Source organism: Streptomyces sp. A0642, assembly GCF_004795105.1.
Classification (GTDB): Bacteria; Actinomycetota; Actinomycetes; order Streptomycetales; family Streptomycetaceae; genus Streptomyces.
Map to the genome: position 1 here is coordinate 56,095 of NZ_SSBL01000023.1, position 13,029 is coordinate 69,123.

General features: G+C 70.5%; 13 protein-coding genes and 1 tRNA gene. 12 read left to right on the forward strand and 2 right to left on the reverse strand.

The window, feature by feature from the left end; translation table 11 throughout:
• The first annotated feature begins 69 nt into the window (after positions 1-69).
• Together E6R60_RS29035 and E6R60_RS29040 are read left to right on the forward strand one after the other, a co-directional pair.
• Positions 70-837 (forward strand): DUF5819 family protein, encoded by a 768-nt coding sequence (locus E6R60_RS29035; protein WP_240802712.1) that lies wholly within the window; start codon positions 70-72, stop codon positions 835-837.
• A gap of 49 nt (positions 838-886) precedes the next feature.
• Complete coding sequence (locus tag E6R60_RS29040) at positions 887-1,939, forward strand: HTTM domain-containing protein (protein ID WP_240802713.1); 1,053 nt, start codon at positions 887-889, stop codon at positions 1,937-1,939.
• Between the two features lie 3 nt (positions 1,940-1,942).
• Here the strand turns inward: E6R60_RS29040 and E6R60_RS29045 are convergent, their stop codons facing one another.
• Positions 1,943-2,341, reverse strand: a complete 399-nt coding sequence (locus E6R60_RS29045; protein WP_136329663.1) for a DUF393 domain-containing protein — start codon at positions 2,339-2,341, stop codon at positions 1,943-1,945.
• A gap of 380 nt (positions 2,342-2,721) precedes the next feature.
• Here E6R60_RS29045 and E6R60_RS29050 point away from each other — a divergent pair.
• Positions 2,722-2,806, forward strand: a tRNA-Ser gene (locus E6R60_RS29050).
• Positions 2,807-3,146: 340 nt separating this feature from the next.
• Positions 3,147-3,389: a hypothetical protein gene (locus E6R60_RS29055; RefSeq protein WP_240802714.1), complete on the forward strand. Its 243-nt coding sequence runs from the start codon at positions 3,147-3,149 to the stop codon at positions 3,387-3,389.
• Between the two features lie 201 nt (positions 3,390-3,590).
• Here the strand turns inward: E6R60_RS29055 and E6R60_RS29060 are convergent, their stop codons facing one another.
• Positions 3,591-4,469, reverse strand: coding sequence for a bifunctional DNA primase/polymerase (locus tag E6R60_RS29060; RefSeq protein WP_136329664.1), 879 nt, complete (start codon positions 4,467-4,469; stop codon positions 3,591-3,593).
• A 307-nt stretch (positions 4,470-4,776) separates the two neighbouring features.
• Here E6R60_RS29060 and E6R60_RS29065 point away from each other — a divergent pair, with 307 nt between their 5' ends.
• From E6R60_RS29065 to E6R60_RS29105, 8 genes are all read left to right on the forward strand, one after another.
• Positions 4,777-5,088, forward strand: coding sequence for a hypothetical protein (locus E6R60_RS29065; protein ID WP_136329665.1), 312 nt, complete (start codon positions 4,777-4,779; stop codon positions 5,086-5,088).
• A 219-nt stretch (positions 5,089-5,307) separates the two neighbouring features.
• Positions 5,308-6,483, forward strand: coding sequence for an acyl-CoA dehydrogenase family protein (locus tag E6R60_RS29070; protein WP_136329666.1), 1,176 nt, complete (start codon positions 5,308-5,310; stop codon positions 6,481-6,483).
• 122 nt (positions 6,484-6,605) lie between these two features.
• On the forward strand, positions 6,606-7,517 hold the full coding sequence (locus tag E6R60_RS29075; protein WP_240802721.1) for an OB-fold domain-containing protein: 912 nt from the start codon (positions 6,606-6,608) through the stop codon (positions 7,515-7,517).
• A gap of 1 nt (position 7,518) precedes the next feature.
• Positions 7,519-8,553, forward strand: a complete 1,035-nt coding sequence (locus E6R60_RS29080) for an acyl-CoA dehydrogenase family protein (RefSeq protein WP_136329668.1) — start codon at positions 7,519-7,521, stop codon at positions 8,551-8,553.
• Complete coding sequence (locus E6R60_RS29085; RefSeq protein WP_136329669.1) at positions 8,550-8,945, forward strand: MaoC family dehydratase; 396 nt, start codon at positions 8,550-8,552, stop codon at positions 8,943-8,945. The genes E6R60_RS29080 and E6R60_RS29085 overlap by 4 nt, the downstream gene beginning before the upstream one ends.
• On the forward strand, positions 8,942-10,108 hold the full coding sequence (locus E6R60_RS29090; protein ID WP_136329670.1) for a lipid-transfer protein: 1,167 nt from the start codon (positions 8,942-8,944) through the stop codon (positions 10,106-10,108). Before E6R60_RS29085 ends, E6R60_RS29090 begins: the two co-directional genes overlap by 4 nt.
• 397 nt (positions 10,109-10,505) lie before the next feature.
• The gene (locus E6R60_RS29100; protein ID WP_136329716.1) at positions 10,506-11,129 is read left to right on the forward strand and encodes a SigE family RNA polymerase sigma factor; all 624 of its coding nucleotides are present in this window, start codon (positions 10,506-10,508) and stop codon (positions 11,127-11,129) included.
• 173 nt (positions 11,130-11,302) lie between these two features.
• Positions 11,303-12,952, forward strand: a complete 1,650-nt coding sequence (locus tag E6R60_RS29105; protein ID WP_136329671.1) for a long-chain fatty acid--CoA ligase — start codon at positions 11,303-11,305, stop codon at positions 12,950-12,952.
• The last annotated feature ends 77 nt before the right edge of the window (positions 12,953-13,029 follow it).

Consider the following 13,029-nt stretch of genomic DNA (forward strand, 5'->3'; position numbering starts at 1 on the left):
GACGAGTGGCGCGCGGCGGATCGTCATTGAATCCGTCGCGTGCCGCTTACGGAAGCAGGAGCAGCGGGTGTGAGCAGTCAGGATGGAAAGAACCGGGTGGGGGCCGTGCTGAACGGTGCTGATTCGACAGACGTGAAGGACGCGCAACAGGCCGATGCCGAATCGGTGGCGCAGAACGGTGACAGGGGACCGATCGGCTCCCAGGAGACTCCGGGGTTACCTCGCCCGCTGAGTGCCGTGACGGGAATCGCGGTGGCCTTGTGCCTGGCGGTGACACTGGTCCATGTACTCCTGGTCTTTCTGTACGTGGCACCTCCGAACGTCATTTCGCAGACGTACAGCCGACAGGTCGACGCATGGGTCCGGCCCGTATTCGAGCAGAATTGGCGGCTCTTCGCCCCGAACCCGCAGTCCGCCAACCGGCAGATCTCGGCCAGGACCAGGGAGACGGCACCGGACGGCTCTACACGGGTGAGCAGCTGGATCGACCTGAGTGCCGCGGACGATGCCGCTGTCAAGCACAACGTCTTTCCGAGCCACACGACGCAGAACATGCTGCGCCAGGCGTGGAATGCGTATCTGAAGACGCACGGCAGCGACAACCGGCCGCACTCGGAGCGGGCTCTGATGATCGAAAAGTATCTGCGCAACATCGCGGCGGAACGCGTCGCCGAACGACGAGACGGCACCTTTGATGCCATCCAACTGCGCGTGGCATCCAGGCCTGTTGCCGCGCCCGGCGCGGCGGGCGGAACTCTCCCGGCCACTACGGCACCGTCACGGACGGAAACGCGGCAGCTGCCCTGGTGGAAGGTGGCCTCTCATGGAACGGACTGAACAGAGGCCGGCCGCGGCGCCCATGGCGTCCGAGCTGCAAACCGTTCGCATGCCGCGGCGCGTACTCGACCGGCCGCAGGCGTTCGTTGCCCTCCTGACCGAGCGACCGGTGTCCCTGTACGCGGCGGCGGTGCTGCGCATCGGGTACGGGCTTCTCTATCTCGTCTTCCTGCTCCGCGAGTTTCCCCACCGCCACGACATGTGGGGCCCGGATGCTCCGTGGACGCCCACGCTGGCCAGGCAGATGTTCGACCAGAGCGGGTGGGTCAGTCTCCTCACGCTGTCCGACAGCCAGGTGTACTTCGAGGCCTGCTACGCCGCGGCTTTGGTGACGTGTGCGCTGTTCCTGCTGGGATGGCGGACGCGGGCGGTAGGTGTGCTGTTCGCGGTCGTGGTGGTGTCATTCCACGCCAGGGCGCTCTACTTGGCCGACGGCGGGGACAACCTCATGGTCCTGATGGTTGTCTACCTCGTCTTCACCGCGTGCGGCCGGCGCTGGTCCCTCGATGCCCGCAGGACCCGGCTCCAGGCGTCGGCGGCCAGGACGACAGGCCTGCGGGCCGGCGATCTCCGGCAGCATCTCGGCGACATCCGAATCATCCTGACGACCGTGCTGCACAACTGCGGCATGTTCGTCATCGCCGCCCAAGTCTGCTTCCTCTACGGATGCGCGGGCCTGTACAAGGTGCAGGGCGCGAAGTGGAGCGACGGCACGGCCCTCCACTACGTCCTGAACATCGACCTGTTCCGCCCCTGGCCCGAACTGTCCCAGATGGTCGCCGGTCATCATGTGCTGATCGCCGTCGTCGCCTACCTGACGGTGCTGGTGCAGGTCGCCTTTCCGTTCACCCTGTTCAGCAGGGTGAAGTACCCCGTCCTGATTCTGCTGTTCGGCATGCACGTGAACATCGCGGTACTCATGGGGCTGCCCCTCTTCTCCGGCGCGATGATCGTCGCCGATGCGGCATTCCTGCCGGACCGCTTCTACCGCGCTCTGGGACGACTGGGGCGGCGCGCTTTCCAGCGCACAGGGGGCATGGGGGCCGAAGCCCCGGCCGGGACGACACCCGTTCTGGTACCGCCGCAGACCTCACTGAAGTAGGGATCAGCAGTCTGTTTTCGCTCGCGCATGCGCCGGGAGTGAGCAGGTGGCTGTGCCGCCCGGCAGGCGATGGCGGTTCTTCGCGACCGCCCGGTAGGCGACACGCGCCACCCAGCTGACAGGCGGCAGCCGAAGAACAATCCCGAGCCACCACCAGCGCCTTCGTCCACTCATCAGAACAGCAGCCAGGGCCCGCGCACCACCGTAGACGTTGCCGCCGGCAGCGCTGATCCAGAGGACTTCACGGTCGGCTCTGTCTTCGGTGACGTTCAGGGCGGCGAGATCGGCGAACTGCCAGGGGATGAACTGCACACGCGGCTGAATGACGCGCTGAGCAATCTCGATACTTCTGCTGCAAAAACCACAGTCTCCGTCGAACAACAGAATGGGCTGGCCGGCCATGTGGGCTTCCTTTCCTCTGCAGAATTCGATGAACGACTTCAGTGTGCGGTCTTCAGGAGTCGATTGGTCAGCAACACGACCTCCGGAGCGTCAGTTGGGTTCTTCTAGCGTGACCACTGAATATGTGACTGGCTGCGCTCCGGCCCGTACGGCCTGGAGGCGGGGTGGGTGACCGGATGCGCGAGCCGGCGGAACCCGTGATCTACGGTGAGGTCGGCGCGACACCGAGTTTCCACGGGGTTGGCTCGCGCAGGGAACGAGGGCTCGCCCCCAGGGGGCGCCCGGGTAGAGCCGGTGGACCCCGTCTGGACCATGGACCCTGTGCGAGGCGGATGGCCGGGTAGGCTGTACCCGCTCCGCCCCTGGGGGGCGGTGGCGAAGGTGGGTTGCCCGAGCGGCCTAAGGGAACGGTCTTGAAAACCGTCGTGGCGCGAGTCACCGTGGGTTCAAATCCCACACCCACCGCAGGTGAACGGCCCCTGACCAGTGTTCGGTCGGGGGCCCTTCTCATGTCCGGACCCCGTGACCGCCCGCTGTTCCCCCCGGCTTCCCGCTTCCCGCTTGCCCGGGCACGGCTGGGCACGGTCGCCCCGTCCCCGGACGGTTCCGACGGGCGGCGGATCTGAGTAGCGGTGCTCATGTGCCGTACCTGTCACGTCAGGATGCTGGGCGGCATGCGATCAACGGGATGTCACCGGCAGAGGCAGCGGGGACGGCAATGAGGCGCGGGAGTGGGCCGTCGACAGATGGGCCGTCGACCGGTGAGCAGGTCGGGGTCGGTGCGGCGTTTCTCGTCATCGACCTGATGGTGATCGCCTATCTGGTGTTCATCCGCTACGGGATGGCGGGCTGGGCTGACGCCTATGACAGCGGTAATCCGCCCGATGCGCCTGGGGAGGCGTTGCGGGGGATGTGGCTCCTCATCGGCGGCGCGGTGGTTACCGGCGGTGGTCTCCTCGCCCTGGGTTGGCGCATTCCAGGCGTCGTGCAACTGATTGTCCTGGGAGTGGGAGCAGGGCTGCTCGCCGGCTTCGCCGCCCATGGCTAGCGCGGGTCCGCCAGGCCGCCGCAGCGCACCCGTGTCCCCGGCTGCCATCCCGTCCGCCGCCCGCCTGCCCGCGGTGGAGCGGGTGGTTCCTGGCGTCCAGGCAGAGCGCGCCACTGTACGAACGTCGGCCGTCGGCGGGCTCCGTCCGCTGCCGGGTCTCGGGGCGAGCGGACGCTCGCCGGACGCCGTCGGCCCGGCGAGTCAGCCCGGAGGTTCGCAGCGGGTCGCGGTGAGGCGGGCGGCCGAGGCGATGGTGGCCCGGGCCTCGTGTGCGGGCAGGCCGGTGCGGACGGCGGCGCGGGTGAGGGCCTCGGCCAGCGCGTCGCCGAAGCCGTGTTCGTAGGCGCGGCAGGCCGCCCAGAAGAGCCGGGTGTTGCGCTGGCCCTCGCCGGCGGCCAGGACGAACCGGATCAGGCCGCTGCCCTGGTCGGGGTGGCTGTGCCGGTGCCGTGGTGGTGCCGGGGGCGTCAGCAGGTGGAGGAGGGCGCTGGGGCAGGGGGCGGCCGGCAGTGTGCCGGTGCCGGGTGCGAGGCGGTAGGCGCCGTGGGCGGTGACCGACCCGGGGCCGACCAGGTAGCCGCCGGCGCCGCGGATGTCGATGCCGGGGGCGAGGCGGCCGGCCGAGTTCGGTACGGCCACGTCGGGCGGGCCGGACAGCCAGATGTGCCGGCCGCCGCTGGGGGTGAGCACCGTGACGGTCGGCGGGATGGTGAACAGGTGCTGCAGGGCGAGCTGTTGCAGAGCCGCCACGGAATCGGTCCGGCCCTCTGCGTCGACGTCGAGGTCGACGCCGATGAGGTGGTGCGGAGGGCGTCCGCATGCGATGCCGTAGCCGGTGGCCCAGGGCGCGGCGGCGAAGAGGGCGCGTACGGCGGCGGGGTCGGTGGTGGCGTCGTGGACCCCGTGGCCTGGCTGTCCGCAGGCGCCACGGCAGCCGGAGGGGCGGGTCTCGCCGTGGTGCGGGGAGCGCAGGGCGGGGAGCTTGGTGGCGGACAGCGGGATGACGGGGAGCCCGTGCTCGGCGGCGGAGAGCGCATGGGCCAGGGCCAGGGTGGCGGTTCGCCGGTCGGTGGTGGCCATGCTTCTATGTTCGTACGGATGTTCGAATAAAGGAAGAGGGGAGGATGCGTGAGCGCCGACGGGGTCCGGTGGCGGAACGCTTCTTCGCCCGCGAGGGGCGGCTCTCGTCGCGAACCGAACTGACCTGCGAGTTCGTGAGGTCTGTGGGTTTATCTTCGCTTCCTCATGCTTGCGGGGGAATCGGATCGTGTGAGTGATTCGCCGGTGCGGTGCTGGGCAGCCTTGATCCAGCGACGTCGTGATCATCACCGGGCGGTCGGCCAACTGGCCCGGATTCAGGCTCATTTCGGCTCCTGGAGGAATAGACATGGCAAGCATCCGTACCGCTCGTGGCCTCGCCGTCTTCGCCGCTCTGCCTCTCGCGGCCGTTCTTTTCAGCGGGGTGGCCCAGGCCGACAACGGCGCGCTCGCGAACAGCGGATCGAACGCGGGCGTGGCCACGATCAGCGGTAGCGGGGTCGGCGGGGACAACTTCGGCAATGCGTCGACCTCGCAGCAGCAGGCCACCGGGGCGGGGGCATCGAATCAGAGCCACTCCGCGCAGGTGAACGGCTCCCCGTTCACCTTCATCGACCAGTCCACGTACAACGTGGTGGTGAACTTCACGAAGCTGTGGTGAGCCGGTGCCTGCCGCGGTCCGGTCGGGGGGGGCGGGCCGCGGTGGGGGCGAGGGTGGGCTGCGGGTGCCGGTGCGGTGGCCGCGTGCAGCCCGCGAGGTCTCCAGGGGTGAGAGCGGGTTCGAGGCGGGTTCGGCTGTCTGGTGCCTTGACAGCCGGCTCGCATCTGACGGACAGTCAGAAACCCTGGAAACCAGGCCCGTTCACGGGAGGCATTCGACGTGCACCTGGCACCGACCCAGCGCCAGCAGGACCTGCGCGCCGAACTCCGCGCCTACTTCAGCGAAGTGATGCCCGCCGACGGCGGGCGGACCGGCCCCGTCGGCCAGGACCCGGACGCACAGCGGCGGCTGCTGCGTCGCATCGGTGCCGACGGGATGCTCGGCCTCGGCTGGCCCGTCGAGTACGGCGGGCAGGGCCGCGGCGCGGACGAGCAGTTCGTGTTCTTCGACGAGGCCTACCGGGCCGGGGCCCCGGTTTCCATGGTCACCCTCAACACAGTCGGCCCGACACTCATGAAGTACGGAACGGAGGCCCAGAAGGAATACTTCCTGCCGCGCATCCTGGCCGGCGAGCTCGTCTTCGCCATCGGCTACAGCGAGCCGGAGGCCGGTACCGACCTCGCCGCGCTGCGCACCAGGGCCGTACGCGACGGCGACTCCTGGGTCGTCGACGGACAGAAGATCTTCACGAGCAACGCGCAGAACGCGGACTGGATCTGGCTCGCCTGCCGTACGGATCCGGACGCGCCCAAGCACCGGGGCATCTCGATCGTCCTCGTACCGACAAACGCTCCGGGCTTCACCTGGACGCCCATCGAGACCGTGGGCGGCCTGACCACGACGGCCACGTACTACGACGGCGTGCGAGTGCCCGCGACAGCGCTGGTCGGTGCGGAGAACGAGGGATGGGGGCTGATCACCAACCAGCTGAACCATGAACGGGTGGCTCTCGCCGCGATCGGCATGCAGGCCGAGGACTTCTACGAAGAGGCGCTGGCCCTGGCGCGCACCCGCGATCCCATGACGGGGCGGAGACCCGCCGACGAGCCGTGGGTCCGTTCCCGGCTGGCCGAGGCGCATGCCCGCCTGGCGGCGACGCGCCTGCTCAACTGGCGCCTGGTGGGGGCCGTGGGCGCGGGGGCGCTGGCTCCGGGCGACGCGAGCGGCGTGAAGTTCGCGGGGACCGAGAGCGCCGTAGAGGTCTACCGAATATGCCAGGAAGTCACGGGTGACGCCGGGACGGTCCGGGGCGGCTCGCCCGGCTCCTTCGGGGACGGGGAGCTGGAGAGGATGAACAGGGCGGCTCAGATCAACACCTTCGGGGGAGGGGTGAGTGAGGTGCAGCGGGAGATCGTCGCGACGATGCGGCTCGGAATGAAGAGGGGGAAGCGGTGACGGCCGGGCGGGGTGCCCGGGACGAGCCGCATGCGCCGACCGGGGAGCAGCCGGGCGGCCGGGGGGAGCCGCGCGACCGGCGGGGGGAGCGTCCGGGCGAGCGGCCAGGCGGTCGGGACGAGCTGTATGAGCGGCTGAAGGCGTACGAGGGCCGGGTGGCGGCCACTGCGGGCGTCGGCAAGGACCTGGTCAACGAGTCGATGATCAGGCACTGGTGCGAGGCGATGGGGGACACGCACCCCGCCTACAGCGGGCCCGGCGCAGTCGCTCCGCCGACGATGCTCCAGGCGTGGACGATGGGCGGGCTGTCCGGGCACACGGACCGGAACGGGGCCTATGACGACATGCTCGGCCTCCTCGACGGGGCCGGGTACACCTCCGTGGTCGCGACCGACTGCGAGCAGGAGTACCTGCGCCCTCTGCGGCCCGGGGACCGGATCACCTTCGACGCGGTGATAGAGGCGGTGTCGGGCCGCAAGACGACGAAGCTGGGGACGGGCTACTTCGTCACCACGCGCATGGACATCCGGGCCCAGGGCGAACCCGCCGGGAGGCACCGCTTCCGGATCCTCAAGTACCGGCCCGCGACGGTGAAGGGGGCGAAGGGGAGCAAGCCGCCCGCGCTGCGCCCCCGGCCCGTCGTCAATCGGGACAACGCCGGATTCTGGGAAGGCGTCGCCGCCCGCCGGCTGCTGATCCAGCGCTGCACGGCGTGTGACCTCCCACGCTTCCCGTGGCTGCCGGGATGCAACGCCTGCGGATCGTCCGAGTGGGACACGGTGGAGGCGTCGGGTGAGGGCACCGTCTTCAGTCATGTCGTGATGCACCACCCGCCCTTCCCCGCGTTCAGCGAGAACGGTGAGGGCGGCCCGTACGCGGTGGCGCTGATAGAGCTCGCGGAGGGCGTCCGGATGGTCAGCAACGTCGTCGGCGTGCCCTGCGACAAGGTGCGGGTGGGCATGCCGGTGCGGCTGGAGTTCCTGCGTACCGACCCCGACCTGGTCCTGCCGGTTTTCCGGGGGAGTGAGGGCTGACATGGATTTCACGCCGAGCGAGGAACAGGCCGCGGCACAGGGGCTGGCCGCCCGGATCTTCGGTGACCTGTCGACCCCCGACCGGTTGGCCGCGGCCGGCAGCGGTGCGGACGTGGAACTCTGGAAGGAGCTCTGCGCGGCCGGGCTGCCCGGCGCGGCCGAGGAGACCGGGCTCCTCGGGCTGGTGCTCCTCGCTGAGGAGCAGGGGCGTACGACCGCGCAGGTGCCGTTCGCGGCAAGCTGCGTGTACGGGCTCCTCGCCGTCGCCGAGCACGGTACGGACGAACAGCGCGGGCGACTGCTGCCGGCGCTCCGGGACGGGACGGCGGTGGCGGCCGGTGCGTTCCCTGCCCACGCCGCGGTGCGCGCGGAGGCGGACGGACGGCTGAACGGCGTGGTGCCGGTGGTGCCGTGGCTGCGGGACGCCACCCACGTCCTGGTCGCGGCCGGGGACCGGACCCTCTGGATCGTGCGGACCCCCGGCCCGGGAGTGGTGACCGAACGCGTGGAGACCACGGCCCCGTGGTCCGCCGGGCGGCTCGTGCTGGAGGGTGCGCCGGCGGAGCGGCTGGGCGGCTCGGGGGCGTACGGGGAGGTGCTGGCCACCGCCCGGACGGCGTTCGCCGGAGTGCAGGCGGGCGTGTGCGCCGGTTCACTGGCCCGCGCGGTCCAACACACCAGCACGCGCGAGCAGTTCGGGCGTCCGCTCTCGACCAACCAGGCGGTACTCCTGCGGGCGGCCGACGCCTACATGGACACCGAGGCGATCCGCGTCACGGCATACGAAGCGGCATGGCGGCACGACGAGGGGCTGCCGTACGGGGAACAGGCGCTGACGGCCGCGTGGTGGGCGTCCGAGGCCGGAAGGCGGGTCGTCCACGCGGGCCAGCATCTGCACGGTGGAACGGGCGCCGACCTCGACCACCCCGTACACCGCCACTTCCTCTGGGGGCGTCAGCTCGACGCCCATCTCGGCGGCAGCGGCACGGTACTTCAGGAGCTCGGCGAGTTGCTGGTGAAGGAGGGACCGGCATGAAGGCAGGTGAGGAACTGGCGCCGCTGGAGATCGCGGTGACCCGCACACTGATCGTGGCGGGCGCGATCGCCTCCCGCGACTACCAGGACGTGCACCACGACGCGGAACTGGCACGGGAGAAGGGGTCGCCGGACATCTTCATGAACATCCTGACGACCAACGGGCTGGTCGGACGGTACGTCACCGACCGGCTCGGGCCCTCGACCGTGCTCAGGCGGGTCGCCATCAGGCTCGGTGCCCCCAACTACCCCGGCGACACCATGGTGCTGAGCGGCACGGTCACGTCGGTGGACGACGACGGGACGGCCGAGGTCGCGGTCCTGGGGGTCAACGGGATCGGCAGACATGTGACCGGCACGGTGACCGTCGGGCTTGGGGAGGGGGCGCCATGAGCGTGCTCCGGGCCGATTCGCTCGGTGGCAAGGCGGCGGTGGTCGGAATCGGGGCTACCGAGTTCTCCAAGGAGTCCGGCCGCAGCGAACTCAAACTGGCCGTCGAGGCGGTGCACGCGGCGCTCGACGACGCGGGGCTCACGCCCGCCGACGTCGACGGGCTGGTCACCTTCACCATGGACACCAGCCCCGAGATCACTGTTGCCCAGGCCGCCGGCATCGGTGAGCTGTCGTTCTTCTCGCGCATCCATTACGGGGGCGGGGCGGCGTGCGCCACGGTCCAGCAGGCGGCCCTCGCCGTCGCGTGCGGGGTGGCCGACGTGGTCGTCTGCTACCGGGCGTTCAACGAACGCTCCGGGCGCCGCTTCGGTTCCGGAGTGCAGCAGCGGGAGCCCACCGCCGAGGGGACCGCCCTCGGCTGGAACCTGCCCTTCGGGCTGCTCACGCCCGCCTCCTGGGTGGCCATGGCGGCCCAGCGCTACCTGCACGCGTACGGGCTGACGCCGGAGGCCTTCGGCCATGTCGCCGTCACCGACCGGCGCCATGCCGCCAACAACCCGGCGGCGTACTTCTACGGGAAGCCGATCACCCTCGCCGACCATGCCGCCTCCCGGTGGATCGTCGAACCGCTGCGGCTGCTCGACTGCTGTCAGGAGACCGACGGGGGGCAGGCGATCGTCGTCACCAGTGCGGAACGGGCCCGTGACCTGCGGCAGCCGCCCGCGGTGATCGTCGCGGCGGCCCAGGGCGCCGGCCGGGCGCAGGAGCAGATGACGAGCTTCTACCGTGACGATCTGACCGGGCTGCCGGAGATGGGCGTCGTCGCCCGCCAGCTGTGGCGCACCTCGGGCCTGGCCCCCGCCGACATCGATGTGGCGATCCTGTACGACCACTTCACCCCGTTCGTCCTGATGCAGTTGGAGGAGTTCGGTTTCTGCGGACCGGGAGAGGCGGCGGACTTCGTGGCCGCGGACGCACTGCCGCTGAACACCCATGGAGGTCAGCTGGGGGAGGCCTATCTGCATGGGATGAACGGCATCGCGGAGGCGGTTCGCCAGATCCGGGGCACCTCGGTGAACCAGATACCCGGCGCGGCCACCTCCCTGGTCACGGCGGGTACGGGGGTGCCGACCTCGGGCCTCGTGCTGGGCCAGGACGGCTGAACGCCGCCGCGCTGCTGGACCTCTGCCCCAGGCCGCCCCCCGGAGTCCGGCCCCGCCCTGCGGGGGGACGGCCGGGGCAGGTCCAGGCCAGGGGCGAGCAGCGACCCTGAGTACGGGAGGACGGCACCTCCACCTACAGGAGGTGGAGACAGCCCCACCCCTACACCCTGAGGCGGACGCCGTTTCGGGACCTGGGGCCGATCCCCGCGACGGCGCCCGCTCCTAGCGTGGAGATATGACCACGTCAGTCTGCACGGGCGCCTCCAGGGGAGCCGCTGCCACCACCCCGGACGCACAGCGCGGCCCGTACGCGCCGACGCACCCCGGGCCTCCGCCGCGCGGGCGGCACACACCGACCGCCGCGCACCCGCCGCGCTCGCCGCTGGCTCCCCACGCCCTGCCGCTGACCCCTGCGGCCCAGCGGACCCCCGCGGCCCAGCGGACCCCCGCGGCCCAGCGGACCCCCGCGGCTCAGCGCACCCCGGTTACGGCGCGCTCGTCCTACGGTGCGCGTGCGCCCTACGTTCCGTACCCGTCCTTCACGTCCTTCGTGAAGGCCCGCGGGCCGGTGCTGCTGCGCGCCGCCCGCTCGCTCACCGCGAATCCCAGCGACGCCGAGGACCTTTTGCAGACGGCGCTGACCAAGACGTACGTCGCCTGGGAGCGGATCGAGGACCACCGGGCGCTCGACGGCTATGTCCGCAGGGCCCTGCTGAACACGCGTACCTCGCAGTGGCGCAAGCGCAAGGTCGACGAGTTCGCCTGCGACGAGCTGCCCGAGCAGGAGACCGTGCCCGGACCGGACCCGGCCGAGCACCAGACGCTGCACGACGCCATGTGGCGCGCCGTACTGAAGCTCCCCGACCGCCAGCGGGCCATGGTCGTCCTGCGCTACTACGAGGATCTCAGCGAGGCACAGACCGCCGAGGTGCTCGGGGTGTCGGTCGGCACGGTCAAGAGCGCGGTCTCCCGGGCGCTCGGCAAGCTGCGTCAGGACCCGGAGCTGGCCCCTGTCCGATGACACCCGCCCGTCCCCGGCTCACGCGCACCGCGAACGCCCTCTCCCCCCGTCGCCCTGGGGTGAATGTGCCTGACGACACCGATTCGTTCCCCCCGGAGTAGTGACATACCGCGCGGTATGTGCGCAGAATCAGCGGAACCTTACTGCCGCGTAGCGCCCACCGGGAGGACGCCGTGCTCAGCACCATGCAGGACGTACCGCTGACTGTCACCCGCATCCTGACCCATGGGATGACCATCCACGGGAAGTCGCAGGTCACGACCTGGACCGGAGAGCCCGAGCCGCACCGGCGCAGCTTCGCCGAGATCGGCCGCCGGGCCACCCAGCTCGCCCACGCGCTGCACGACGAGCTCGGCGTCGACGGGGACCAGCGCGTCGCGACCCTCATGTGGAACAACTCGGAACACGTGGAGGCGTACCTCGCCATCCCGTCGATGGGCGCCGTGCTCCACACGCTCAACCTCCGCCTCCCCGCCGAGCAGCTGGTCTGGATCGTCAGGCACGCCGACGACAAGGTCGTCATCGTCAACGGCTCCCTGCTGCCGCTCCTCGCCCCGCTGCTCCCCCAGCTGACGTCGCTGGAGCACGTGGTCGTCTCGGGACCCGGTGACCGCTCCGTCCTGGACGGCGCCTCGGTGCGGGTGCACGACTACGAGGAGCTGATCGCCGGCCGCCCCACCCGCTACGACTGGCCCGAGCTGGACGAACGCCAGGCCGCAGCCATGTGCTACACCTCCGGGACCACCGGGGACCCGAAGGGCGTCGTCTACTCCCACCGCTCGATCTACCTGCACTCCATGCAGGTCAACATGACCGAGTCGATGGGCCTGACGGACAAGGACACCACCCTGGTGGTCGTCCCCCAGTTCCACGTCAACGCCTGGGGCCTGCCCCACGCCACCTTCATGGCGGGCGTCAACATGCTGATGCCGGACCGCTTCCTGCAGCCCGCCCCGCTCGCGGACATGATCGAGCGTGAGCGGCCCACCCACGCCGCGGCCGTCCCCACCATCTGGCAGGGGCTGCTCGCCGAGGTCACGGCCAACCCGCGCGACCTCACCTCGATGGCCCGCGTCACCATCGGCGGCGCCGCCTGTCCGCCCTCGCTCATGGAGGCGTACGACAAGCTCGGCGTCCGCCTCTGTCACGCCTGGGGCATGACCGAGACCTCGCCGCTCGGCACGATGGCCAACCCGCCCGCCGGGCTGACCGAGGAGCAGGAGTGGCCCTACCGCATCACGCAGGGCCGCTTCCCGGCCGGCGTCGAGGCGCGGCTGGTCGGGCCGGCCGGTGAGCACCTGGAATGGGACGGCGAGTCGGCCGGTGAGCTGGAGGTGCGCGGCGCCTGGATCGCCGGGGCGTACTACGGCGGCGCCGACGGCGAGGCGCTGCGGCCGGAGGACAAGTTCAGCGAGGACGGCTGGCTGAAGACCGGCGATGTCGGTGTGATCAGCCCCGATGGCTTCCTCACGCTCACGGACCGGGCCAAGGACGTCATCAAGTCCGGCGGCGAGTGGATCTCCAGCGTCGAGCTGGAGAACGCCCTGATGGCGCACCCGGACGTGGCCGAGGCCGCCGTCGTGGCCGTCCCGGACGACAAGTGGGGCGAGCGTCCGCTCGCGACGGTCGTGCTCAAGGAAGGCGCCACCGCCGACTACGAGGCGCTGAAGGCGTTCCTCGCCGAGTCGGGCATCGCGAAGTGGCAGCTGCCGGAGCGGTGGTCGGTCATCGCGTCCGTACCGAAGACGAGTGTGGGAAAGTTCGACAAGAAGGTGATCCGCAAGCAGTACGCGGCGGGCGAGCTGGACATCACCCAGCTCTGAACCGTGTGCGGATGACATGACGAGGGCGGTACGGGAGTCCCGTACCGCCCCTTCCGTACCGCCCTCGACGTCGTCTT

Excerpts from the sequence above, each read along its gene's own strand:
- E6R60_RS29040 (WP_240802713.1), top strand. The coding sequence starts at position 887 with ATGCCGCGGCGCGTACTCGACCGGCCGCAGGCGTTCGTTGCCCTCCTG.
- E6R60_RS29045 (WP_136329663.1), bottom strand. The coding sequence starts at position 2,341 with ATGGCCGGCCAGCCCATTCTGTTGTTCGACGGAGACTGTGGTTTTTGC.
- E6R60_RS29055 (WP_240802714.1), top strand. The coding sequence starts at position 3,147 with ATGGTGATCGCCTATCTGGTGTTCATCCGCTACGGGATGGCGGGCTGG.
- E6R60_RS29060 (WP_136329664.1), bottom strand. The coding sequence starts at position 4,469 with ATGGCCACCACCGACCGGCGAACCGCCACCCTGGCCCTGGCCCATGCG.
- E6R60_RS29065 (WP_136329665.1), top strand. The coding sequence starts at position 4,777 with ATGGCAAGCATCCGTACCGCTCGTGGCCTCGCCGTCTTCGCCGCTCTG.
- E6R60_RS29080 (WP_136329668.1), top strand. The coding sequence starts at position 7,519 with ATGGATTTCACGCCGAGCGAGGAACAGGCCGCGGCACAGGGGCTGGCC.
- E6R60_RS29085 (WP_136329669.1), top strand. The coding sequence starts at position 8,550 with ATGAAGGCAGGTGAGGAACTGGCGCCGCTGGAGATCGCGGTGACCCGC.
- E6R60_RS29090 (WP_136329670.1), top strand. The coding sequence starts at position 8,942 with ATGAGCGTGCTCCGGGCCGATTCGCTCGGTGGCAAGGCGGCGGTGGTC.